Below are 23,610 nucleotides of genomic sequence, written 5' to 3'. Positions count from 1 at the left end.
TACCGTACGGTTCAGTTGAACTGAACGGTACAGTACAGTTGGATGCGAAGGAGCCCCATGAGCACCCCACCCTCTCCGACCCCTTCCAGAGGCGAGTCGGTCACTACGGCGGGCGATCGGCGTCCCTCTCCGCACCTCAGCGACCGCGGTCGGCAGATCCGGGACGAGACACGCGCCCTCAGCCCCCTCCTGAGGAAGGAAGCGCAGGAAGGAGAAGACCTCGGCGCCCTGCCCCCCGAGACGCTGAGGGCGATACACGAAGCGGGTGTCTTCAAGACCGCCCTGCCCGTCGAACTGGGTGGCTACGCTCTCGGGGCGCGAGACACCGTGGAGATCATCACGGCACTCGGCGAAGGCGACGGATCCGCCGCCTGGACGGTCTTCGTGGCCGGTGGCATCCGCAATGTCCTCGGCTTCCCCCAGCAGACCGTCGACGAGATCTTCAAGGAGATCGACACCTGGATCGGCCCGCTGGTCGTCGGCGCCTCCGTGTTCTCCACCAGCGTGGGATCGGCCCGCAGGGCGGACGGCGGATGGCTGGTTTCCGGGAAATGGGCGTTCGGCAGCGGCTGCAAGCACGCGGCCTGGGCGGCCGTGGGCGTGACCTGCGAGGACGCGGAAGGCCGGCCACGCCGGGCGATGGCGCTGCTGAGCCGGGAGCAGTACACGATCCTGGACGACTGGAAGGTCATGGGGCTGAAGGCCACCTCCAGCAACAGCATCACCGCCGAGGAAGAGGCGTTCGTCCCTGATCACCGCTTCGTCGACCTGGCCGACTTCCCCGCGGTCATGGACAGCGTGCGGGACCGCTACGCCGGTATCGGGTTCCGCAACGACACACGCGCGCTCATGCTGATCACCTGTCTCAGCAATGTGGCAGTCGCACTCGGCATGGCCCGCGGCACCCTGGACTGCTTCGTCGAGCAGTCGAAGGCCCGCAAGCCGTTCAACCTGCCCTACCCCACCGTGGCGGACATGCCGTCGACCCAGGTGGCAGCCGGCACGGCCCGCGCGATGATCAACGCCGCGGAGGCGACCATCCTCGGTCATGCCGACGAGGTGGACCGCCGCGCTCTGGCCGGGATCGAGTTCACGGGCGCCGAGGAGTCCGAGATCACGATGGACCTTGTCTACGCGGTGCGGCTGTGCGCGGACGCCATCGACAAACTCCAACTCGCTCTCGGCTCCTCCACGGTGAGCCTCAAGAACCCCATCCAGCGCTTCGCGCGGGACGTGCGCGTGCTGGCCACGCATGGCGCGATCCGCTTCGACCCGTTGGCCGAGCTCAGCGGCCGCCAGCTCCTCGGATTCGAACCGTTTCCCATGTTCGCCGGCGGCGTGCCCCAGGTGGGCTGAGCGGACCCCCGCGCAGGAAGAAGGAAGGTGAGGACCATGTCGATCAATGACCACGGACCCCATGGGCTCGTGAATTCGAGCTCCGGCGTCGAGCCGCAGCCCACACCGGTGGCGGCGATGGACGCGCAGGCGCTGCGGGAAGCGTTCGGCCGCTTCCCGAGCGGGGTGATCGCGGTGTGCGGAATGGTGGACGATCGGCCCGTCGGAATGGCGGTGAGCTCCTTCACCTCCGTTTCGCTGGCTCCGCCCCTTGTCTCGGTGTGCCTTCAGACCTCGTCGCGCACCTGGCCGAAGCTCAGGCAGCTGCCTCGGCTGGGCCTGAGTGTCCTGGGCGAGCAGCAGGGCGAGGTGTGCCGCGCGCTCGCAGGTGCGGAGGAGAACCGGTTCGCCGAGGTGCACTGGGAGACGACCGGAGAAGGAGCTGTGGTCCTTCCCGGGGCGGTCACCTGGTACACCTGCACGCTCCGCGCCGAACTGCCGGCGGGCGACCACATCATCGCCCTGCTGGAGATAGATCGCCTGTGGACGCTGCCGTCGGCCGAGCCCTTGGTCTTCCACGGAAGCCGCTTCCGGCGGCTCGACGACGGCGACAGGTCGGCTGTCCCCGCCTGAGGGGCTGCCACCAACTCACCCACCCCATACAGATCAGTTCGTTGTATTCGCTCAATCTCAATGAGGAGAGCCGATGTCCAAGCACATCGCCCCGGAGGTCAGGGCGGTCGAATCGCCGTGGCTGACCGACGCCGGACGTGAGCTGCGCGACCGGATCCGGGACCTCGTCCCTCTCATTCGGTCGCAGGCACGCGAGGGAGAGCGGATCGGGGCGTTGACTCCCGACGTGCTTCAGGCGCTGGACGAGGCGGGCACCTACCGCATGACGATGCCGGTCGAGTGGGGCGGCAGCGCGCTGGGCGCCCGCGACATCGTCGAGGTTGTCGCAGCCCTGGGCGAGGCCGACGGGTCGGCGGCCTGGAGTGCCTTCGTCGGAGTCGGACTGCGCAACTTCCTGGCCCTGGAACCACGGGTGGTCGAAGAGATCCGCAAGGACATCGAGGGCTGGGTGGGTCCGGCTCTCGTCGGTGCCTCCGTCTTCGCGACCACGGTCGGGAACGCACGCAAGGTCGACGGCGGCTGGATGGTCAACGGTCGCTGGGCCTTCGGCAGCGGCTGCAAGCACGCCCGCTGGGCGCTGGTGGGAGTCGCCTTCGACCCCGCGGAAGCCGGCGGCACCGGTCGCGGTGTCGTGGTGCTGGAGCGGGAGCAGTTCGAGATCCTCGACGACTGGCACGTCATGGGGCTCTCCGGAACGTCCAGCAACAGCCTGCGGGTCACCGAGGACATCTTCGTCCCCGACCACCGCTTCCTCGACCTCGCCGAGTTTCCGCCGAGGCTCGACCGGATCCGACACCATTACAGCGGCGCCGCCTTCCGGCAGAGCGGCCGGGCGCTGCTGATGACCGTAGCCCTCAGCAGTACCGCGATCACGCTGGGCATGGCACGCGGCGCACTGACCTGTTTCGCGGAACAGGCGATCAGGCGCAAGCCGTTCACCCTGCCCTACCCGAGCGTCGCCGAGATGGCCTCGGCACAAGTGGCCGTCGGGCGCGCGCAGGCAATGATCGTCCTGGCCGGCTCGACGATCGAACGCTTCGCGGACCAGGTGGACGCACGCACCGAGGCCGGTCTCGAATTCGGCGACGACGAGGAGTCGGAGATCAGTCTCGCGCTCGCGTACGCGGCGAACCTGTGCGAGGACGCCATCAACCTGCTTCAGAAAACGCTCGGTTCCTCGACCGTCTCGCTGTCCAATCCGATCCAGCGATTCGTTCGTGACGCACGCGTGGTCACCTCGCACGGAGCAATCCGCGTCGACCCGCTCGCCGAGCAGAACGGCCGACGCCTCCTCGGACTCAGGCCGTTCCCCATGATCGGCGCCGCAGTGCCGCAGCGCGGCGTCAACGCCCCTCAACCTGAACGCGGTTGACGCCGACGCCCCTGGGTGACCTCCCGTTCCGCTTTTCCAACCTGTTCATCCTCATACCCACAAGATGCACTGAACGGTGCAGTCCATTTCGATAGAAACGATGGTGCTTCGATGACCGCATCACCCCCGCCGCGCCCACATGACGCCCAACTGCCGCCGATGCCACCCGCGGTGCCCGCGTCAGCCGTGGCCTCCCCGTGGATCACCGACGAGGGCCGCCGGATCCGTGACCGGGTGCGCGAGCTGATCCCGCTGATCCGCTCTCAGGCCCGCGAGGGAGAGAAGATCGCGGCGCTCACTCCCGAGGTGCTCGAAGCGATCAATGACGCCGGTGTCTTTCGCATGTCGATGCCCGTCGAGTGGGGCGGATACGGGCTCGGCGCACGGGACCTGGTCGAGGTGATCAGCGCGCTCAGCGAGGGCGACGGCTCCGCCGGGTGGGCCGGTTTCGTGGGAGTGGGCCTGAAGAACCTGCTCGCCATGGATGCGCAGGTGGTCGACGAGGTGCGCGCCGAGACCGGGGACTGGGTCGGGCCGGCCATCGTGGGTGCCTCCGTGTTCGCGACCAAGGTCGGCGCTGCCCGAGCCGTCGACGGCGGCTGGATGGTGCAGGGCAAGTGGGCGTTCGGCAGCTGCTGCAAGCACGCGAGCTGGGCACTGGTCGGCATCGAGTACGACCCCGCCGAAGCCGGAGGGGGAGGCGGACGCGGCATGGTCGCGCTCCGCCGGGAGCAGTACGAGATCCTCGACGACTGGGAAGTCATGGGTCTGTCGGGATCGTCCAGCAACAGCCTTCGCGTGCAGGACGAGGTGTTCGTCCCGGCGCACCGCTTCATCGACCTCGCAGACTTCCCCCTGCGGCTGGGGCAGGTGCGCGACCGCTACACAGGCGTCGGCTTCGCACAGCACGGTCTGGCGCTTCTGCTCTGCGCGTCACTTGCGAACATCGCGATCGCCTTGGGGATGGCGCGGGGAGCGCTCGACTGCTTCACCGAACAGGCTGCCAAGCGCAAGCCCTTCACTCTTCCGTATCCCACGATCGGTGACATGGCGTCGGCCCAGGTCGCGGCGGGCAAGGCCCTCGCGATGATCAACCTCGCCGCCGCGGCGATCGAAGGCACTGCCGACCAGCTCGACGCGCGAACGGCGGCGGGACTCGACTTCACCCCGCCGGAGGAGTCCGAGATCAGTCTCTCCATCGCGTACGCGGCCAACCTGTGCGAGGACGCGATCAACCTGCTGCAGAAGACGATCGGCTCGTCCACCGTGAGCCTGTCGAACCCGATCCAGCGGTTCGTCCGAGACGTCCGCGTACTCACGTCGCACGGCGCGATCCGCGTCGACCCGCTGGCGGAGCAGAACGGACGCCGGCTCCTGGGCCTGCCTCCCTTCGCCATGATCGGCGGCGCCGTTCCCGAGCGCCGTGCCTCAACAGATTCATCCCGAGACAAGGAGCCCATCCGCGCATGAGTGACTTCAGCATCATCGACGGCGTCGCACACATCAACGACCCCAAGCTGTACGAGACCTGGCTCGACCGCGAGGACTACAAGGCCGCCGTCGCGCAGGCCGAGACACCCGAGCGGACCGCCGTCAAGCGCCTGTTGGTCGACTTCGAGGCCGACCTCGCGCGCATGGTGCGCGACGACAGCGTGCAGGACAACGTCGTCGACGTGATGAAGCGTTACATCGTCGAGGACTACATCCAGCACGACCCGAACGCGCCCGGCAACGGCCTGGACAACCTCATCGAACACTTCCGCCACGTGCCGACCGGCAACGGCACACCGCCGCCGGTGGTGAGCGTGGTCCTGGACGGCGATCTGGCGTGCGTCATGATGAAGCATCCGACGCCGGACCCGGTGAGCCCCGGCAGCACATACGACTGGTACATCCTGACGGTCTTCCGCGTGCGCGACGGCAAGCTCGCCGAGCACTGGAGTGCCTTCCGCAAGATGGCCGGACCGATGCCGGGGAACTGAGCGGCGAGCCCGGCCCGGTCGCAGACCGTTGCCGCAGCACCGCTCAGGCCGGCGCCGCGCGCTCCCTCATCGCGCAGCGGACGTACAACCGCGCGGTGGCGGACGGCGGGTCCGAGGTCGACCTGGTCGACCTCGAAGGCCGCGCCGTACATCCGCCTTCGAGGCCGCAGGGCCGAGTCGCTCCTGCCCCCCCATCGCAATCCGCCGCCACTCGTGCGCAGTGCAGAACGCGTCGGCGATGCCCAAGGACGAGGAAAGAGAACTGAGATGACCATGACGTTGCCCAAAGTGAGCAGGTTCCCCGAGTCCCCCTATCTCAGCGAGGAGGGACGGCGCATGCGCGACGCGGTGCGCGCGGCGGCGCCCGGCCTCGCCGAACGTGCGCGCGAGGGGGAGCTGCAGGGCACACTCGCACCCGAGACGGTCTCGGTACTGCACGAGATCGGGGTGTTCCGCATCACCATCCCGGTGGAGCTGGGCGGGTTCGCACTCGGAGCACGCGACACCACGGAGGTCGTGCGTGAGCTCGGACGCGTCGACGGGTCGGCCGGCTGGACGGTGATCGTCTCCAGCGCGTCCCGGAGTGCGCTCGCACTCGACGAGCGTGTGAAGGACGAGGTCTTCGCCGACATCGGGACCTGGCAGGGACCGCTCCTGTTCGGCGCCACCGTCTTCGCGCCGAAGGTCGGCGACGGTCGAAAGGTCGAAGGCGGCTGGATGGTGAAGGGCCGCTGGGCGTTCGGCAGCGGCTGCAAGATCGCGAAGTGGGGCTCGGTCGGTTTCGAGTACGACGATCCCAAGACCGGAGAACGGCGTCGGGCGATGGGGCTGCTCTCCCAGGACCAGTACACGATCGTCGACGACTGGCAGGTCATGGGCATGAGCGCCACGTCGAGCAACAGTGTGCGAGCCGACGAGGAGGTGTTCGTCCCCGAGTACCGGGTCATCCACACCATGGACATGCCCGCGCGCATGGACGCCCTGCGCGGCAAGTACCAGGGACTGGGATTCATGCACTCCGCGACCGGAACCATGGTCGCCACCACGACGGCCTTCGCGGCACTCGCTCTGGGCATGACCGAAGGCACTCTCGGTGCCTTCGTCGAACAGGCTGCCAAGCGGCCGCCGTTCAACCTGCCCTATCCGGCCATGGCCGACATGGCCTCGACACAGGTCGTGGCGGGGAAGGCGAGGGCCGTCATCAACACGGCCGCGGCGGTCATCGAGCGGCAGGCGGACGAGATCGACAGGCGCGCGCTGGCGGGCGAGGACTTCCACCCGTGGGATGAACCCGAGATCACGATGGACCTCGTCCATCAGATCCACGCCTGTCTCCAGGTGATCGACGGGCTGCAGCTGGCACTCGGTTCCTCGACCGTCGGCCTGTCCAACCCGATCCAGCGGTTCGTCCGGGACGTGCATGTGCTGGCGACCCACGGCGCGTTCCGGATCGATCCGATGGCCGAGATCAACGGTCGGGACATCTTCGGGATGGAGCCGCTACCGATGATTGCCGCCCTCGGTTCGCCTCCTCCCGCGAAGATGCCTCCGCACGCGGCCAACGGCAGCTTTCCGGGCCCGGTGCCGCGCCCCGCGTGAACCGATTCCGCATGAGGGCTGCGGCGCTACCGGCGAATGTGAGCAAGTGGTCGGCTCTCCGCTCGTGGTGATGCCGGAGCGGCGTCACCACGTGAGCCGAGCAGCGGTACTCCCGATGGTCCGGAAGCAGCGCTCCGGGCGCTCGGAGAACTCGACGCATCCACGGGCGGATGCGCGCGGTGGTACCGAGGGTCCGGAGCCAACGGCGCAGGTGACAAAGTCGCAGCCCGTGTCGGCAGGGCCTGCGGCGGAGCGCATGCGGCGGCGGGGGTGCCAGGCGTGGCGACCCGCTGTGCCGCGCCGGGAGCGTGGGATACCTCGCACAAGGAGTTGAGCCGTGCGGAGGGGCAGGCCCCTCCGCACGGCGAGCAAGCGAATTCTCACTCTGCTCGGGATCTGCCGGGCCCCGTTTTCCAGAGCCCTCATGGTGTCGGAGTCGATCACGCGCCGGGACCGGTCCGGCCGGGCCCAACGGGCCAACGAAAGGCGGTGGTTGGCCTCGGCCACCCCGAGAGATGGCCGAGTACACGATCGCAGGCCGGCACCTCCCGGTCGCCGTGCCGACGCCGACTGCCGCTGTGCGGCCACGTTGGCGCCGCGGGCGCTACTCGCCGGAACAACTCCCACAGCTGGTCAGGAACGAAGCATTCCACAGCGTCGCCATCCCGGCCCATGACCGATTGAGCCGCCCTCTGAATAGCTCGCCGCGCCAATGGGGCCGCGGCGTATCCGTAACGGAGGCTTTCCCATGACCACTTCCGTGCCGACGGGCGACACCGTCCCGTCTTCGTCCGAACCAGGCTGGAAGTCCTATCTCGCCGACCTCTGGCAGGCACCACCGAGCGCCAAGGCCGCTCTGGCCGGCTGTCTTCTCCTCATGCTGGTGAGTCCTTCCGGGCTCTCCGCCATGACGACGTTCATCGTGCCGGCGTTCGCCATGGACACGGGTGCCGCCAAATCCGCCGGCATTCTCGTGTTCGTCTCCCTCCCGCTGCTGATCGGGCCGATCGTCCTGCCTTTCGCGGGCCGTTGGGTGGATCGACTGGGCGCACGCAGGGTCGCGATCCCCTCCGCTGTCCTCTACGCGGCGCTGACGGCCCTGATCCCGCTGTGCGGGTCCAGCGTGCCGGCGCTGGCGGTCGTGCTGATCCTGGCGTCCGTGTTCGGCTTCATGTCAGGTCTGGCTGTCGTCTTCAAGGTTGTCTCGACCTGGCTGCCGCAGCACAGAGGGATTGGTTTCGCCCTCATCGGCGTGGCCTCCAGCCTGGCCGCCACCGTGTTCTCCCCCGTGTTCCAGTGGCTGATCAGCGGCAGCGCTGGCCTTGGATGGAAGGGAACCTACCTACTCGTGGCTGCGGTTATCGCAGTAGTGGCGATCCCGACGACCGTGTTCCTCATCTCTGAGCCGCAGGAGCCGCAGGAGCCGACGCAGCCGACGGCGCCGCGTGTGACGGGGCCCGAAGTGGATCTGCCGCGTCTTCCGGGCATCCCGCTGCGCAGGGCGGTCCGGACGCGGATCTGGATCTCCATCACGGTCTCCCTCGCCTTCGCAGCAGCCGGGCCGATGACTGTGCGGCAGAACGCGGTCGACTTCTTCAACGAGCGCGGATTCACCGAGGCGACGGTCTCGCTGTCCTTGTCCGCGCTGTTCGCTGCGTCAGTCGTCGGACTTCTCGGCGGTGGGATGATCCTGGACAGGACCGACCGGCCCCGGGTGGTGGTCCCGATGCTCGCGGCGGTGCCGGTGGGGCTCCTGATCGCATTCGTCAATCACGGCTCGACGCCGCTGTTGTTCGTCGCGATGGTCCTTCTCGGCTTCGCCACCGGCGCCGAGTCGGCGCTGGGACCCTTCCTCATCGCGCGGTACTTCGGCCTTGCCTCGTTCGCGCAACTGCAGGGATTGACGCTGGCCATCTCCACCCTGTCGCTCGGCATGTCGCCGTTCCTGGTCAGCGCGATGCAGACCGCGACCGGAAGCTACACCGTGCCGGTACTCGCGCTCACCGCGCTGACGGTGGTCGCCGTCGTCCTGGCGGCGGTACTACCGAAGTTCCCGTCACAGTGGAAGATCGGAAACCCGCCCGATCAGACCATCGAGCCGGCGTGACGGCCTTCGACAGCATGCCGGGACGATCCTCTCGGCGCTCTGCGAGACCTGTCGCCGCGAGGGGATCGGCTCGGGCGCTCTGATCCCAGGGGGGCGGAAACCGGCGGTCAGGAAGAGCACTTCACGCGGAGGCGGACCCATCCGCGTGGGCGTGCTCGCCGACCGACGTGGTCGCCGAACGTCTGGGGCAGAGCCGCTACGACGAGACGCCCAGCCTGGTCGCCGTCCTTGAACCGGTCGCAGTGCGCGTGGGCCGGAGCACTGGACGAGCGAGAAACCCCCAGAGCTCCGGCTCACGCTCGTCACGCGCGGCTCCGACCGGATCATCCCTGAAGCGGAGCGCAGCTACGAACTGGGCGCGACGACGCGGCCGTGCCGTATGTCGAGCGCTCCGCCGATCTCCGACAGACCCTTCCCCCGACCTGATGCGCCGTCGGCCACAAGACCGCCCGCCCCAGACTTGCTCTCCCCCCATTCCGGAGAACCGATGAGTGACTCCCTCTCTGTGACAAGCTCGCCGGAGGAAAAGCGGCACTCCTCCGACGGGCCGAGCCGGTTCGGACTCATATACGCCGGCCTGATGGCAGTGATGCTGCTCGCCTCGCTCGACCAGACCATCGTCAGCACCGCACTGCCCACTGTCGTCGGCGAACTTCACGGCGTGACACATATGGCGTGGGTGACCACGGCCTACATTCTGGCCGCCACCGTTGTGATGCCTGTCTACGGCCGCCTCGGTGATCTGCTCGGCCGTAAGAACCTGTACATCGGCGGAATCATCCTCTTCCTCGCAGGTTCCGTGATCGCCGGATCCGCGCAGGACATGTCGATGCTGATCACAGGCCGGGCCGTTCAGGGCCTGGGCGGCGGCGGCCTGATGATCACCTCACAGGCGATCGTCGCCGACCTGGTACCGACCCGTCAGCGCGCGAAGTACATGGCTCCGATCGGTGTCATCTTCGCGCTGGCAGCTGTCGTCGGCCCGCTGCTCGGCGGTTGGTTCACCGACAGCGTCGGCTGGCGCTGGTGCTTCTGGATCAACCTGCCGGTCGGCCTGCTCGCACTCGCTGTGTGTGCTGTGGCGCTGCACCTGCCGCGCAAGGCACTCAAGGCCACGATCGACTACATCGGCATCGCGCTCATGACGGCGGCCGTCGCCTGCACCGTCCTGGTCGCGGACTGGGGCGGCACCGACTATGCCTGGAGCGACCCGCTAATCCTCGGCCTCGCCGGTGCGGGCGTTGGATCCTGGATCCTGTTCTTCCACTCGCAGAGCCGCGTGGCCGAACCGATCATCCCGCTGCGTCTGTTCCGCAGCCCCATTTTCTCCATCGCCACCCTTATCGGCATGATCGTGATCGGTGTAGGGATGTTTGCGGTCATCAGCTACATGCCGACGTATTTGCAGATGGTCTACGGCGCCACCGCCGCACAGTCCGGCTGGCTACTGCTGCCGATGGTGGTCGGCCTGATGGGTGCGAGTCTGCCCGTCGGCCAGCAGATGAGCCGGACCGGCCGTTACCGGATCTACCCGATCGCCGGTTCGCTCGTCATCGCCGTCACAGCCCTGATGCTCTCCACCATCGAGGTGGACACCCCCCTCGTTCTGCTCTGTGGGTACCTCTTCCTGATGGGCGTGGGCATCGGCCTCATGTCCCAGACCCTCGTCCTGGCCGTGCAGAACGCCTTTCCAGCCGCCGACGTGGGCACCGCGACCGCCGCCAACAACTTCTTCCGCGAGATCGGCGCGACGGTCGGGACCGCTGCGGTCGGCGCGGTCTTCACCAGCCGACTGACCGACCAACTCGGCAACCGGCTGTCCTTGCGCGACCTCAAGACAGTCGGCGACACGGACTCGCTGACCCCCGCACTCGTCCATGCCCTGCCGGCCCCTGTCCAGGACGCCATAGTTGCGGCCTACCAGCACGCCCTGACCCCGGTCTTCGCCTATCTGGTCCCGCTGTTCCTCGTCGGTGCTGTGCTGGCCGTCCTACTTCCCGAGAAGCGGCTCGCGGGTGGCGACTCCGGAAGCCCGGACGGGGAGACACCGGGACCAGCGCCCGGAGGACCGGAGACGAAGGCGAGGTGAACGGACGGGCGACATCACTTCGGACAGGACCTTCATCGCCGCGACGGCAGCTCTCCGGCAGCCACGCACTGTCACCCGGAGGGGATCGGGTGCTCGTCGGGCCCGCACGTATCCGGCACGGCTGTTCTGGAGGAGACCGGAGCGCGCGGTCGCTGAACGCCCTGTCTTCCGTACCCCGTAGTGCAATACCGAGGACTGTCCCTAGTGCACACCCGGCACCGTTACCGGTGCCGCTCGAGTCGGCACGAGCGTGGGTGACGGCCCCGAGGCGCATTCGAGAATGCGGTCACGATGCACCTCCCGCCCCCGCCCTGTCGCGGCGGCGCTACTCGCCTCACATCCGTCTGCCGGAGGCCGCGCCCCATGCTGAACGGAGCAGGAAGGCAGCGCATGACACATGCTGACAGGCAGGGCATGGCAATCGGACGCGGCGTGGGACTACTGTGCGCCCTCCTGGTCCTGGTGCAGAGCTACGACCTGATCGTCTACAGCACCTTGTTGGGCTCGCTCCTGGGCGAGCCGGGATGGCGCCTCGATGCGGTGACCGCCGGGGCCGCCGGCAGCACCGTCTATGTCGGGGTGCTGGCCGGCGGAATGTTCTCCGGAGCGTTGCTCGACCGGTTCGGCCTGCGTCCGGTGGTACTCGTCCAGGTCGCCTGGTCGAGCGTGTGGACCGCGGCTTGCGCGCTGGCCGCCGATCCGGTGCAACTTGCCAACTTCCGCGGGTTGGCGGGGCTGGGTCTGGGCGCCGTCGTGCCCTGCGTGCTCACCGCGTGCAGGCAATCCATGCCGCCCGGGCGGGCCAAGCGGGTCACCGGAGTGTCGTTGGCACTGATGCCACCCGGCGGCGGCATCAGTGCCATGGTGCTGGCGCCCATGGTGCTGCCCGCCTACAGCTGGCGGGCCATGTTTGCCGTCGGCTCCGCGCTGGGAGTCCTCGTCCTCGCTGTCGCCGCGCGGTGGCTTCCGGAATTCCCGCCTGCCCGTGAGAGGGCGGACGGTACGGCTCGTCCGGGTGCGCGGTCGGTGGCGAGCGGCGCACCGTTCCGGCGAGGACTCATGGCCGGTCTACTCGGCGCGGTGGTCGCCGCCGTCAATCTGCTCACCTGGCGAATCCTGGACGGCGGGGCGGGCGCGGCGGCTCTCGGCCCGCTGCGCGGGCTCTCCTCGGACCTCCAGTTCAACCTGACGCTGAACACCGGTGCGGTCGTAGGGGCCTGCGTGGTGGCCGCGGTCGCGCTACGGCGGGGCTCGAACCGTAGGACCGTGTTGGGATGCGCCATCGGCGGACTCGGGTTCGTAGTGCTCATGCCGGGAACGTTCGGTGTGGCGGTCGGGGTGCTCGTGATGCTGTTCGGTCCCGTCGGGTCCGGTCTGCAGGGCGCGTTGAACCTGGTCAACACCTGGGTCGCGGACACCTTCAACAGGTCCGTGGGTTCGGCCGAGGAACCGCCGAAGTTGACCCCGGGCCGACGGAACCGGCCCTCCCCTGGGAGGCGGCACCGTGCCGGGCGCCGGGCGAAACCCGCCGCGCCGGCCGCGACGACCGATGCGCCGGCACCGGAGCCTTCCCCGGGAACTCAGACGGCCTGGGCGCAGCCACCGGTCCCCGGCCCGGTGGCACCCGCCTCGGCGGACGACGCAGTCGAGGCCCATCTCCCTGGCGGGTACCCGGTGCCGCAGCCGCGGGATGTGAGGTTCGACAGCTCCGCCGCGGGCCGCCATCGCCGACGCGGGTGACGCGAACGCCGCACGTACGGCTTCGAATCCGGGATCGGCCGCGCCGGGGGATCGTCGTCAACCGACCGTCCCCGCAGCCCGAAGGCCCGCACACGCGAACAAATGCAAGGCGCGACGGCCGCCCTCCTTCCGTAACGCGCCGACCAGTTGGCCGAACCGGCCTATCAGCGATTGGGACGTCTATTGCACGGGGTGGGTGGAGTCGGTGCCGCGTGGTGCGAGTGCCGCTCGGCCCAAGTCGTCGTCACCGGTCATCATGTCGGGGTCGAACATGACGATGGTGGTGGCGATCAGCAGGACGGCGAGGGGGCCGGCGAGCATGGCCATGAGGAACCCCAGATTGCTGGTCGGCTCCTCGGCGGCGGCCTGGCCGGTGAGCTGGATGGAGAGGGCGGTCATGCCGATGTAGTGCATGCCGGTCACCGCCACTCCCATGATCAGGCTCGCGCCCATGCTGGACCACAGGGCGTGGATGGAGACCGCCGCCCACAGTGCCACCGTGGCGATCACGATGGTGAAGGCGAAGGAGAGAATCACGATGCGGCCGTCGTAGTGGAGGCTGCCGTCGATCTTGATGGCGTTCATCCCGACGCCGTGCATGGTCACCACCCCGTTCCCGGTGATGATGCCGGCCGCCACCAGGGTCAACGCAGAGCGGCCCCGGTAGCCGACCAGGAACATGCCGGCGGCTACGCAGGCGATGACGACCGCGAGGCTGAGGAGAGTCTGGTCCCGGTCGTAGCGGACCGCCACGCCCTCGACATCGAAGCCGATCATGGCGATGAAGTGCATGGCCCAGATACCGCAGCCGAACGAAACGGCGCCCAGGGCCAGCCATCTGGCTCTGTGGTGCGGACGTCTCAGCGACCGTGTCGTACACCGCAGCCCTAGCGCCGCCCCGATGGTGGCCATCAGGTAGGCGGCGATCGGGGTCACGACGCCGTAGTCGAAGTTGGAGACGGTGGCGCGCATACGGGTTCCCTTCGTGTCGGACGGCGGGACGGACCGCGGCCGGGCGGAGCGGTCGGCTGCGTCCCGCCGGAGTCGGGGACAGGGGTGTGGGCCGTCACGGCAGTCCTGCCGGGCAGGTGGGATGCAGTGAACCGGACGGTCGGTTCAGGCCACGTCGGGGTTCGGGCTGTTCGAGGCCACGGCGGCAGGATCCCGCAGGCTGCGGACCTGGCTACGCTCGTTCGAGGGCTGGGACCTGGTCGGGGTGGGAGGGCACGGGTGTCCCCGGGGTTGGGCTCGCCCTCTGCTCCGTCGAGTGGCCCGCCCCGTTCGGTCGCCCCACCAACCGCCCGCGAACGCGCGTCGGCCGGTGGGGACTGTGCCGAACGGTCACGTACCGGCCGGGGCCAGCACGATGTCGAAGGAGACCCGTGACCATGCGCCGTCCACCGCGTACCCGTCCGGCGTCGGGGAGCCGGGGGCCTGGCGTTCGAACCCCTTCACCAGGGACGACTTGACCCCGAACACCGTGTCCGAGTCGAGCAGTTCGTCGCCGCGGACGAAGATGTGGGTGACCAGGGTGCGCTGTCCTGCCGCGCTGACCATGAAGTGCAGATGCGAGGCCCGCATCGGGGACCGGCCGACGGCCGCCAGCATCTGACCCACAGGACCGTCATGGGGGATGGGGTACGGCGTCGGTGTGACGCCCCAGAACGAGTAGCGTCCCTCGGCATCGGTGAACAGATGGCCACGGGCGGCGGTCCGGCCGTCATCGTGCTGGACGTCGTAGAGGCCTTCCGCGTCGGCCTCCCAGACCTCGATGCGAGCACCGGCGACCGGGTGTCCGTCGCTGTCGGAGACGGTGCCCTCGACCCAGCACGGTTCGCCGGTCGCGCCGCCGGAGATAGAGCCGCCGAGGGGGATCTCGGGGCTGTTCTCGACGAAGAACGGACCGAAGACGGTCGCCTCGGTCGCGTCGCCGTAAGCCTCGTTGTTGATGCCGATGGTCTGCATGGAAAGGCCGAGCACGTCGGAGAGCAGGATGAACTCCTGGCGCTTGTCGTCCGTGATGTGCCCTGCGGCGGTCAGGAACCCGATGCCCTTGGCCCACTCCTCCTCGGTCAGGCGCACCTCACGGGCGAAGGCATGCAGGTGGTGCACGAGCGAGGTCATCAGTTGCTTCAGCCGCGGGTCGGAGCAGCCGTCGAACGAACGGACGACACGCTCGACCAGGTCCGCCTCGCGACGCTCCTGTTCGGCGGAGACGGTGTCGGTCATCGGGGCTCTGCTCCTTCCCAGGCCGCGCGCAGCAGCCCGGTGATGTTGTCGGGGGTCACGGGGGTCGGATTGCCCGGCGGCACAGCGGCGAGGACCGCTTCCGCGGCGGGGGCGATGCCGGACTCCGGCATGCCGTAGTCGCGAAGAGCGCGGGGTGCGTCGAGCTGAGCGCGCAGTCGGGCGAGTCCGCCGGTCGCGGACCCGGAGTCGAGGGCGGCGGCGATACGTCGCTCGGCGTCCGGAGCCGCCGGCGCGTTGAAGGCGAGTACGTGAGGAAGGACGACGGCATGGGTCTGTGCGTGGGGGAGGTCGAACATGCCGCCGAGTACGTGACAGATCTTGTGGTGGAGTCCCGATCCCGCCGAGGCGAACGTCACCGCGGAGAGGTAGGCGCCGTACAGGGCGTGTTCACGCCCGTCGAGGCCGCCCGGTTCGGCGGCGACCATCGGCAGTCCGATGCGCAGGGCCCGGATGCCCTCGCCGGCCAGTGCCCGGTCGATCGGGTCGGCTCGTGGGGCCCACATCGAATCGACGCAGTGTGCCAGGGCGTTGAGGCCGGACGCCACGCTCAGGTCGACCGGCAGGGTGAGCATGAGTGTCGCGTCGTACACGATTGTTCGCGGGAGCACCCGGGGGTCGGTGCCCGTGGTCTTCCGCGCGTGCTCGGTGAGTCCCCAGACGTTGGTTGCCTCCGAGCCCGCGTACGTGGTCGGCACCGCGACGATGGGCAGACCTGTTGTGAGCGCCACGGCCTTGGCCAGGCCAGTCGTCGAGCCTCCGCCGATGCAGACGAGCGCGTCGACGAGATGAGCGGCGGCCTGTTCCCGGGCCCGCTCGGCAACCTCGACAGGCACGTGCATGGCCACCTCGTGGTGCCAGTGCGCCACGGGCAGTTGCGCGGCGACCCGGTGGGCGAGTTCGCGTTCGGCCTCCGCGGCGATCACCATGACCCGGGCCGCGCCGAGTTCCTTGATCTCGTCGGCCAAGTTCTGCGCCGCCGCCGCTGAGGCGAACCGAACCCGCTGCGGGAGGGTGTCGTGGTCGAACCGCATGCTTTTCACGCCTTCCCCAGGATCTGGCGCAGCGCCGCACGCAGAGCGCCCTCGGGGTCCTCGGGCATGGTCGTCGAGCGCCAGGCGATGTGCTTGTCGGGCCGCACCAGCACGACACCGCCCTCGTCGACCTCGCGCAGCTTCGCCCAGTCGTAGTACAGATCGGTGACCTCCTGGCCCGGTCCGATGACGACGGTCGCGAGCGGAATCCCGAACTCGTGCGCGACCTTGTCGGCCACGGAGGCCCACTCCTCGCCGGCGATGCCGGTGACGAGGGTGAAACGGTCGTAGGGGGCGAGGTCCATCATCGCCGTCCTGTGCATGGTGTCACCGACCCAGGCGTGCGGCAGGTGCGAGCCGGGCACGGTGGACATCTCGTAGTACAGGTCGGGATCGCGGCTGGGCGCAGGCAGGGTTGAGCCGTCGGAGACGACCGCGGCGGACTGGTAGTGCTGGCCGAGGTCCACCCCGTGGGCGTTGAACTCGAAGTTCTTCAGGTCCATCGCGGCTACCAGAGCGGCGCGCTTGGCCGCGCCCTGGGGCGTGTTGGCCTTCCGCTCCTCGATTGCCGCGACCATCTCCTCCTCCGTCGTGGCGTCGAGCAGTCCGAGCACCTCGAAGAACTGCACGAACTCACGGCTGGACCGGTTCGCCCGTCGGACGATGCGTTCGGCGACCGGCGCCCGCTCGGCCGAGTAGGTGTCGAGCAGACTCCGGTCGGCCTGGCCGCGCAGCACGAGGGCGAGCTTCCAGGCCAGGTTGTAGGAGTCCTGGATCGAGGTGTTGGAGCCCAGCCCGTTGCTCGGCGGATGCCGGTGGATCGCGTCCCCGGCGCAGAAGACGCGGCCCTTCTGCAGGTGCTTGGCGTACATCTCGTTGTTGCCCCACAGGCTGGTGCCGGTGATCTCGACGTCGATGTCGGGCATCCCGAGGAGATCGCGCACGATCTGGGTCGCGGACGCTTCGTCGACGACGGGCGGCTCGTCGTCGATGTCGTAGCCCCAGACGATCAGCCACTCGTTCCACGGACGCACCATGCGCACCAGGCCGGCCCCGATGCCTCCGACGTTCGCCCCCGGCTGGATCACCCAGTAGAGGACCGAGGGCCGGTGACCGACGTAGCGCTCGATGTCGGCCTTGAACGTGATGTTCATCGACCCGGCGATGTCCATCGCGCCTTCGTACGACAGCCCGATGTCCGCGGCGACCTTGGAGCGGGCACCGTCGGCGCCGATCAGGTACTTGGCCCGGATGGTGTACTCCGCACCGGTCAGCCGGTCCCGGGCCAGGACGTCGACGCCGTCCGCGTCCTGTACGTGCGAGACGTACTCCGTGGAGAACCGCGTCTGCGTGCCTCGCGCGGTCGCGTTCTTGACCAGGATCGGCTCGAGATAGGTCTGCGGGATGTCCACCACGAGGCAGGGCGAGGCCAGTTGGTAGTCGGCTTCACGCGCCGGGTGGGTCCCCCAGGTGTGGATACGCCCGATCTCCTCACCGGCGATCGACGTACAGAAAACCGTGTCGCCGACCAGGTGGTGCGGTGTTGCATCGGCCAGGACCTGGTCCTCGATGCCCATGTCCCGGAAGATCTCCATCGCCCGCTGGTTGGTGATGTGAGCCCGCGGCGTGTTCGCCGTCCACCGGTACTTCGTGATCACCATGTTGTCGACGCCCAGCGTCGACAGGAACAACGCCGCCGACGCGCCGGCCGGTCCGGAGCCGACGATGAGGACTTCGGTCTCGACCACCGACGACGTGGGCGGACGGGTCTCGGGCTGACCGTCGTCGAACACGGGCATGTGCCACACCTTTCCTCGTCCCGGACAAGGGCACCGGGCTGGTGCGTACGAGTGTCGGCGGTCACACCCGGGCCGACCCAACGATCCGGACCGAGATGGCGGAAATGAGCATCGCGGGACGCGACCGGTCAGGCGGACCCGGCCCGAACCCCGCCGGCGGTGGTGCCGAACCGCTCGTGGAAGGTGCGGGAGAAGTACGCGGCCGACGTGAAGCCGCACCGTGCAGCCACGTCCGACGTGCGGAGGCCGCTGGCCGCATCGGACGTCAGCATGCTGTACGCCGCATCCAGCCGACGCGAGAGGATGTGTCCGGGCACGCTGGTGCCGACGGCCGCGAACAGACGCGACAGGTGTCGCTCGCTGATGCCCGTGCCGGACGCGATGTCGGCCGCGCGGAGCGCCGGATCGGTGAAGTGCTCCTCGATGAACGTGCGAGCCGCCGCTCTGTGTGCCACCGGCAGACCGACGTGGTCGGAGGCGGCGAGCACCGATACGAGTTCGATGACTGCCTGCTCGTCTGCCGGCACAGGGCGATCCTGGCGGACCGCCCGTGCCGCGAGTCGGGCCAGGGCCCGACCGTGAGGGTTCTCGCCGGGGCCCACGTCGACGACGACGGGCGTGGGCACGGTCGCCAGGCCGGTGAGCGCGGAGAACTCCGAACGGGGAACCTTTACGGCCAGTTCCTCCAGTCCGCGGCCGAACCCACGGAGAAAGGGACGGTCGGCATCGCAGACGAGAAGCTGCCCGGGCCGCAGCACCCGACGGTGTCCGTCCTGCTCGAAGACCGCCTCTCCCGTGATGGTCATATAGACGGCGATCGCCTCGGTGGGCGTGGCCTCGACCAACTCGGCAGAGCGCTCGACCACGTGCCGAGTCCCACGTACCCGGGCGAGATGGACCCGCTCAAGCTGGAGGTTCACCTCTACAGCAGCGAACGGCCTCGCCACCGGCGGTCGACAGGCGAGGGCGATCAAAGACTCCGCGTTGTGCCGCTCCCAGAGCTCCACCTGACGGTCCGGCTCGATCCGTGCGGTGGCGAAGCGACGGGCTCTGGGAATCCTGACGGCGCCGATCATGCTGCACCTGCCTGCTCAATACCGACTCCACCACAGTGTGCGTCGGGGTCGCTTGTTGGCCAAGGGTCGGAACGGTACCGCCGGGCTCCCGGTTCCGTAAGACGGGCGGTGCACCTTGGCGACCGGTGCGGGAAGCCGGTGCGGGCCGTGAACATCTGGCGCAACGGCCGCCACCCCCGTCCGCGGCCTGCCTACTGCTGCCCGGCACTGCTCGACATGTACTGCTCGATCATCGCCGCTATCCGTTCCGTGGCCGGCGAGTTCCGCAGCGGACGACGCGCCAGTCCGAGAGTGACCGTCTCGGTCTCGACAAGTGGGACGTAGACGACCCTGTCGAGGCGGAGGCTCTGTACCGATTCCGGGACCAGGGCGACACCGTGGCCGGCCGCGACGAAGACGACCAGGGTGGATGTCTCGCCCACCTCCGTCAACGGTGAGGGAACGAAGCCGGCACGGGCGCAGGCGGCGAGGACCCGGCCGTGCATGGAGGACCTGCCCTGGGAGGGATGGACGACGAAGGACTCGTCGGCGAGTTCCGCGAGGGCGACTCGGCTCCGGTCGGCCAGTGGGTGCCCGGCGGGAAGGGCGGCCACCAGGCGTTCGGACCGCAGGGCGGTGAAGGTCAGGCCGACGTCCGGCAGAGCGTCGGAGCGCAGCAGGGCGAGGTCGTAGGCGCCGTCCCGAAGGCCTTCGACCAGCTCGGGGTTGAGCAGTTCGCCGTGCAGTTCGAGGGCCACGTCCGGGAGCTGCGCGCGAACCCGTCGGGCGATCTGCGGCAGGACGTCGTACGTGGCTGTGCCGACGAAGCCGATGGACACCCGACCCGCCCGGCCGGTGGCGAGCAGCGTCATCTGCTCCTCGGCCCGTCCGACCTCGGCCAGGATCGACCGTCCATGGGCGACCAGCTGACGGCCGGCCTCGGTGAGTTCGACCCGCCTCGTCGACCGTGTGAACAGTGTGGTGCCCAGCTCGCGCTCCAACTGCTTGAGCTGCTGGGAGAGGGCGGACTGCGCCACGTGGAGTCGCTCGGCGGCGCGGCCGAAGTGGCACTCCTCGGCGAGTGCGAGGACGTAGCGGATCTGCCGGAGCTCCATGACCACAGCTTATCTTCGTTGATGATTAATCATGAACCAATAGATATTGGACGTGATTAATGGCGCGGCCTAGCGTCGCTGCCATGGTTGCCAGCTTCGTTTACAGCGCAGTGCGAACGCCCTTCGGCCGCTACGGCGGGGCGCTCGCCGAGATCCGTCCCGACGACCTCGCCGCCACCGCGGTGTCGGCTGTTCTGGGCAAGGTCCCCTCCCTCGATCCCGCCGCCCTCGACGACGTGTTCTGGGGCAACGTCAATGGAGCAGGCGAGGACAACCGCAACGTCGGCCGGATGGCGGTCCTCCTGGCCGGGCTGCCGACGACGGTCCCCGCGACGACCGTGAACCGGCTCTGCGGCTCCTCCCTCGACGCGGCGATCACGGGTTCGCGCGCGGTGGAGAGCGGTGACGCCGACATCGTCCTGACGGGCGGCGTGGAGTCGATGACCCGGGCACCGTGGGTGCTGCCCAAGCCGTCCCGGGCCTTCCCCACCGGCCATGTGACCGCTCTGTCGACCACTCTCGGCTGGCGACAGATCAACGAACGCATGCCGAAGGAGTGGACCGTCTCCCTCGGCGAGGCCAACGAGCAGCTCGCCGACCGGTTCGAGATACCCAGAGAGCGCCAGGACGAGTTCGCCGCCCGCTCCCACACCCTCGCGCACGCCGCCTGGGAGTCCGGCTTCTACGACGACCTGGTGATCCCGGTCGTGGTGGACGGGGAGGATGTCCTGTCCCGTGACGAGGGGATCCGGGCCGGATCCACTCCGCAGAAGCTGGCCGGCCTCAAACCGTCCTTCCGGCCCGACGGCTGCATCACAGCAGGCAACGCCTCGCCGCTCAGCGACGGCGCGTCCGCCGTGCTGATCGGCTCCGAGGCAGCCGCCTCCCGGATCGGCAGCACGCCGCTGGCCCGGATCGCCGGGCGGGGGGTGTCGGCGCTCGAACCGCAGATGTTCGGGTTCGCGCCGGTCGAGGCGGCCGAGCGGGCGTTGAAGCGAGCCGGGATCTCGTGGGCCGATGTCTCCGCGGTCGAGCTCAACGAGGCCTTCGCTGTGCAGTCCCTGGCCTGCGTGGACGCCTGGAAGATCGACCCGGCGATCGTGAACACCATGGGCGGTGCCATCGCTCTCGGCCATCCACTCGGAGCATCGGGCGGCCGGATCCTCGGCACGCTGGCCGGGCGTCTGCGCGCGTCGGGACAGCGATGGGGGGTCGCCGCGATCTGCATCGGTGTCGGACAGGCGTTGGCCGTGGTCCTGGAGAGTGCGGTATGAGCATTCGGTTGTGCGGGGATCCCGACGAGGCCGTCGCCGGGATCGAGGACGGCTCGACCGTACTGGTGGGCGGGTTCGGCATGGCCGGGATGCCGGTCGAGCTGATCGACGCGCTCATCCGGCAGGGCGCGACCGGGCTGACCGTGGTGTCGAACAACGCCGGAAACGGCGACGCCGGGCTCGCGGCCCTGCTGGACAAGGGGCGGGTGCGCCGGATCGTGTGCTCGTTCCCCCGGCAGTCCGACTCGTGGGTCTTCGATCGGTTGTACCGCGCTGGCCGCATCGAACTGGAGGTGGCCCCGCAGGGCACGCTCGCCGAGCGGCTGCGCGCGGCCGGCGCCGGGATCGGCGCGTTCTACTCGCCCACCGGTGCCGGCACCCTGCTCGCCGAGGGCAAGGAGACCCGGGAGATAGCGGGCCGCACGCATGTCCTGGAGTACCCGATCAAGGGGGACGTCGCACTGATCGGTGCCTACCGGGCCGACCGGATGGGCAACCTCGTCTACCGCAGGACCGCCCGCAACTTCGGGCCGGTCATGGCCACGGCGGCCACCACGGTCGTGGCCCAGGTGCGCGAGATCGTCGATGTCGGCGCACTCGATCCCGAGGCCGTGGTGACCCCCGGCATCTATGTCGACCGCGTCGTACAGGTGGTGCCCGCAGCATGAACCCGACGAGCTCATCCCTGTCCCTCGTGGAACACCTCGGCCGGGGGCCGCTGACCAAGCACGAGATGGCCGCGCGGGTGGCGCGTGACATCCCGCACGGGTCCTACGTCAATCTGGGCATCGGCCAGCCGACGCTGGTGGCCGACCACCTTCCGGAGGGGGCGGGGGTGGTGCTGCACACCGAGAACGGCATGCTCAACATGGGCCCGGCGGCCCAGGACGGACAGATCGATCCCGATCTCATCAACGCGGGCAAGATCCCGGTCACCGAACTGCCCGGAGCCGCCTACTTCCACCACGCCGACTCCTTCGCCATGATGCGTGGCGGCCATCTCGACATCTGCGTACTGGGTGCCTTCCAGGTGTCCTCGGGCGGCGACCTCGCCAACTGGCACACGGGTGCCCCCGACGCCATTCCGGCTGTCGGAGGGGCGATGGACCTGGCGATCGGCGCCAAGCGGGTGTTCGTGATGATGACTCTGTTCACCAAGCAGGGTGTGCCCAAGCTGGTCCCGGAGTGCACCTACCCGCTCACCGGCATCGGCTGTGTCGACCGCATCTACACGGACTTCGCGACGTTCCAGGTGGGTCCCGGGGGCGCCACCGTCCTTGAGACCTTCGGCATTCAGTACGACGACCTCGCGCAGCGCCTCGAAGTCGCTCTGTCTCGTGTGGACGGGCCCTGACGTGTGCCTGCGCCGATGGCTCTCCTGCATGTAGGCGCTGACTGACCCCCACGGGACGGTGGCCCGGACTGGCGTGTGTACGGTCCGCAAGAGCGCCGGGCCCGGCCGGGAACGAGGCCGGTTGTATCGGCGCAGCGGGAACTGCCGTACAGGGACGCCTTCCTGGGGGCCGGCAGCCATCTGGTGATCCCGCGTCTGGACGGGCCGGTCACCGTCCGCCGCGGATGCCGCAGGCGCTGACCGCCGCGCGACAGGTGCCGTCGGTGGCCATTTCCTGTACCCGGCAGGCACGGAACCGGACGCGGAGCCCAGTGCGTACCTGAACGCCGTGCACGTCCATGTGCCGGACACGATTGGGCAGTCCGTGGCGGACCGGCCCACCAGCATGGCTGAAGGAGCAGTTCGGCGGTACCGACCCCCTCCTGGCCCGTCTCCCTGGAGGGCCTCGCCGCGACGGCGGGGCCGAACTCAGCCAATTCGCACGGCAGTTCAAGGCGCGTACCGGGCGCCCTGCCCATCGCTCTCTCATGAGACTCCGAGTGGAACAGGCAGCCCGCCTGCTGTGTCCCGGAAGCCTGTCCATCGCACAGGTGGTGGCCCGGCACGGCTTCTTCCGCCAGGAGCACCTGGACCGAGCTGATCCGCTCTCGCGGTACGACACCAGCGGCTCTGTGCCAAGAAGGCTGAATGCCGGTCGTCCAGGAGCGAGTGCGAGGAAGAGGGGCGGGGGAGGCCCCGGCCTGCACGGCCGCACCGGTCACGCGCCTTGAACGTGACGCCGAGGGGACCGGCCCATGGCCGAGCGGGTGGCGCAGGCATGTGGGTGCGCTTCGGCGCCGAAGCGGTCCCTGTCGGTGGGCATGTGGTGGTACCCG

19 protein-coding genes are annotated in these 23,610 nt (G+C 69.0%); 13 read left to right on the top strand and 6 right to left on the bottom strand.

All coding sequences use genetic code 11. The features are described from left to right. Positions 1 to 57 precede the first annotated feature (57 nt). The 9 genes from JEQ17_RS02215 to JEQ17_RS02175 all read left to right on the top strand — a co-directional run bounded on the left by JEQ17_RS02215 (position 58) and on the right by JEQ17_RS02175 (position 12,857). On the top strand, positions 58 to 1,356 hold the full coding sequence (locus tag JEQ17_RS02215) for an acyl-CoA dehydrogenase family protein (RefSeq protein ID WP_200393574.1): 1,299 nt from the start codon (positions 58 to 60) through the stop codon (positions 1,354 to 1,356). A gap of 36 nt (positions 1,357 to 1,392) precedes the next feature. Beyond that, positions 1,393 to 1,968 carry a flavin reductase family protein gene (locus JEQ17_RS02210; protein WP_200393573.1) on the top strand — a complete coding sequence of 192 codons (576 nt, stop codon included), beginning with the start codon at positions 1,393 to 1,395 and terminating at the stop codon, positions 1,966 to 1,968. A 73-nt stretch (positions 1,969 to 2,041) separates the two neighbouring features. Continuing rightward, positions 2,042 to 3,340 carry an acyl-CoA dehydrogenase family protein gene (locus JEQ17_RS02205; RefSeq protein ID WP_200393572.1) on the top strand — a complete coding sequence of 433 codons (1,299 nt, stop codon included), beginning with the start codon at positions 2,042 to 2,044 and terminating at the stop codon, positions 3,338 to 3,340. A 111-nt stretch (positions 3,341 to 3,451) separates the two neighbouring features. Beyond that, entirely contained in the window at positions 3,452 to 4,810 is a 1,359-nt protein-coding gene (locus JEQ17_RS02200) for an acyl-CoA dehydrogenase family protein (RefSeq protein WP_234048010.1), read from the top strand. Next, positions 4,807 to 5,322, top strand: coding sequence for a nuclear transport factor 2 family protein (locus JEQ17_RS02195; RefSeq protein ID WP_200393571.1), 516 nt, complete (start codon positions 4,807 to 4,809; stop codon positions 5,320 to 5,322). Before JEQ17_RS02200 ends, JEQ17_RS02195 begins: the two co-directional genes overlap by 4 nt. A gap of 267 nt (positions 5,323 to 5,589) precedes the next feature. Next, entirely contained in the window at positions 5,590 to 6,921 is a 1,332-nt protein-coding gene (locus JEQ17_RS02190; protein WP_234048009.1) for an acyl-CoA dehydrogenase family protein, read from the top strand. 748 nt (positions 6,922 to 7,669) lie between these two features. Beyond that, positions 7,670 to 9,028 carry an MFS transporter gene (locus JEQ17_RS02185; protein ID WP_200393570.1) on the top strand — a complete coding sequence of 453 codons (1,359 nt, stop codon included), beginning with the start codon at positions 7,670 to 7,672 and terminating at the stop codon, positions 9,026 to 9,028. A gap of 580 nt (positions 9,029 to 9,608) precedes the next feature. Further along, positions 9,609 to 11,117 (top strand): MDR family MFS transporter, encoded by a 1,509-nt coding sequence (locus tag JEQ17_RS02180; protein WP_234048008.1) that lies wholly within the window; start codon positions 9,609 to 9,611, stop codon positions 11,115 to 11,117. Positions 11,118 to 11,531: 414 nt separating this feature from the next. Then, entirely contained in the window at positions 11,532 to 12,857 is a 1,326-nt protein-coding gene (locus JEQ17_RS02175; protein ID WP_200393568.1) for an MFS transporter, read from the top strand. Positions 12,858 to 13,037: 180 nt separating this feature from the next. On the opposite strand, the gene JEQ17_RS02170 is transcribed toward JEQ17_RS02175, so the two are convergent. The 6 genes from JEQ17_RS02170 to JEQ17_RS02145 form a co-directional block, all read right to left on the bottom strand. Then, the gene (locus JEQ17_RS02170; protein ID WP_200393567.1) at positions 13,038 to 13,829 is read right to left on the bottom strand and encodes an MHYT domain-containing protein; all 792 of its coding nucleotides are present in this window, start codon (positions 13,827 to 13,829) and stop codon (positions 13,038 to 13,040) included. Between the two features lie 369 nt (positions 13,830 to 14,198). After that, entirely contained in the window at positions 14,199 to 15,086 is an 888-nt protein-coding gene (locus tag JEQ17_RS02165; protein WP_200393566.1) for an intradiol ring-cleavage dioxygenase, read from the bottom strand. Beyond that, positions 15,083 to 16,138 (bottom strand): maleylacetate reductase, encoded by a 1,056-nt coding sequence (locus JEQ17_RS02160; protein WP_200393565.1) that lies wholly within the window; start codon positions 16,136 to 16,138, stop codon positions 15,083 to 15,085. The genes JEQ17_RS02165 and JEQ17_RS02160 overlap by 4 nt, the downstream gene beginning before the upstream one ends. Positions 16,139 to 16,143: 5 nt before the next feature. Next, on the bottom strand, positions 16,144 to 17,937 hold the full coding sequence (locus tag JEQ17_RS02155; protein WP_200393564.1) for an FAD-dependent oxidoreductase: 1,794 nt from the start codon (positions 17,935 to 17,937) through the stop codon (positions 16,144 to 16,146). Between the two features lie 128 nt (positions 17,938 to 18,065). Beyond that, positions 18,066 to 19,013 (bottom strand): helix-turn-helix domain-containing protein, encoded by a 948-nt coding sequence (locus tag JEQ17_RS02150; protein WP_200393563.1) that lies wholly within the window; start codon positions 19,011 to 19,013, stop codon positions 18,066 to 18,068. A gap of 191 nt (positions 19,014 to 19,204) precedes the next feature. Beyond that, on the bottom strand, positions 19,205 to 20,107 hold the full coding sequence (locus tag JEQ17_RS02145) for a LysR family transcriptional regulator (protein ID WP_200393562.1): 903 nt from the start codon (positions 20,105 to 20,107) through the stop codon (positions 19,205 to 19,207). Positions 20,108 to 20,190: 83 nt separating this feature from the next. On the opposite strand from JEQ17_RS02145, the gene JEQ17_RS02140 reads away from it, so the two are divergent. From JEQ17_RS02140 to JEQ17_RS50830, 4 genes are all read left to right on the top strand, one after another. Further along, a complete protein-coding gene (locus JEQ17_RS02140; RefSeq protein WP_200393561.1) occupies positions 20,191 to 21,381 on the top strand; it encodes a thiolase family protein in 1,191 nt (396 codons plus the stop codon). Next, positions 21,378 to 22,049 carry a 3-oxoacid CoA-transferase subunit A gene (locus JEQ17_RS02135; RefSeq protein ID WP_200393560.1) on the top strand — a complete coding sequence of 224 codons (672 nt, stop codon included), beginning with the start codon at positions 21,378 to 21,380 and terminating at the stop codon, positions 22,047 to 22,049. Before JEQ17_RS02140 ends, JEQ17_RS02135 begins: the two co-directional genes overlap by 4 nt. Next, entirely contained in the window at positions 22,046 to 22,735 is a 690-nt protein-coding gene (locus JEQ17_RS02130; protein WP_200393559.1) for a 3-oxoacid CoA-transferase subunit B, read from the top strand. The genes JEQ17_RS02135 and JEQ17_RS02130 overlap by 4 nt, the downstream gene beginning before the upstream one ends. A 338-nt stretch (positions 22,736 to 23,073) precedes the next feature. Further along, a complete protein-coding gene (locus JEQ17_RS50830) occupies positions 23,074 to 23,505 on the top strand; it encodes a helix-turn-helix domain-containing protein (RefSeq protein ID WP_200393558.1) in 432 nt (143 codons plus the stop codon). Positions 23,506 to 23,610 lie beyond the last annotated feature (105 nt).

The sequence above is a fragment of the Streptomyces liliifuscus genome (assembly GCF_016598615.1).
Taxonomy (GTDB): domain Bacteria; phylum Actinomycetota; class Actinomycetes; order Streptomycetales; family Streptomycetaceae; genus Streptomyces; species Streptomyces liliifuscus.
The sequence above is the reverse complement of the archived record's forward strand: the minus strand, read 5'-3'. Positions and strand labels throughout refer to the sequence as shown.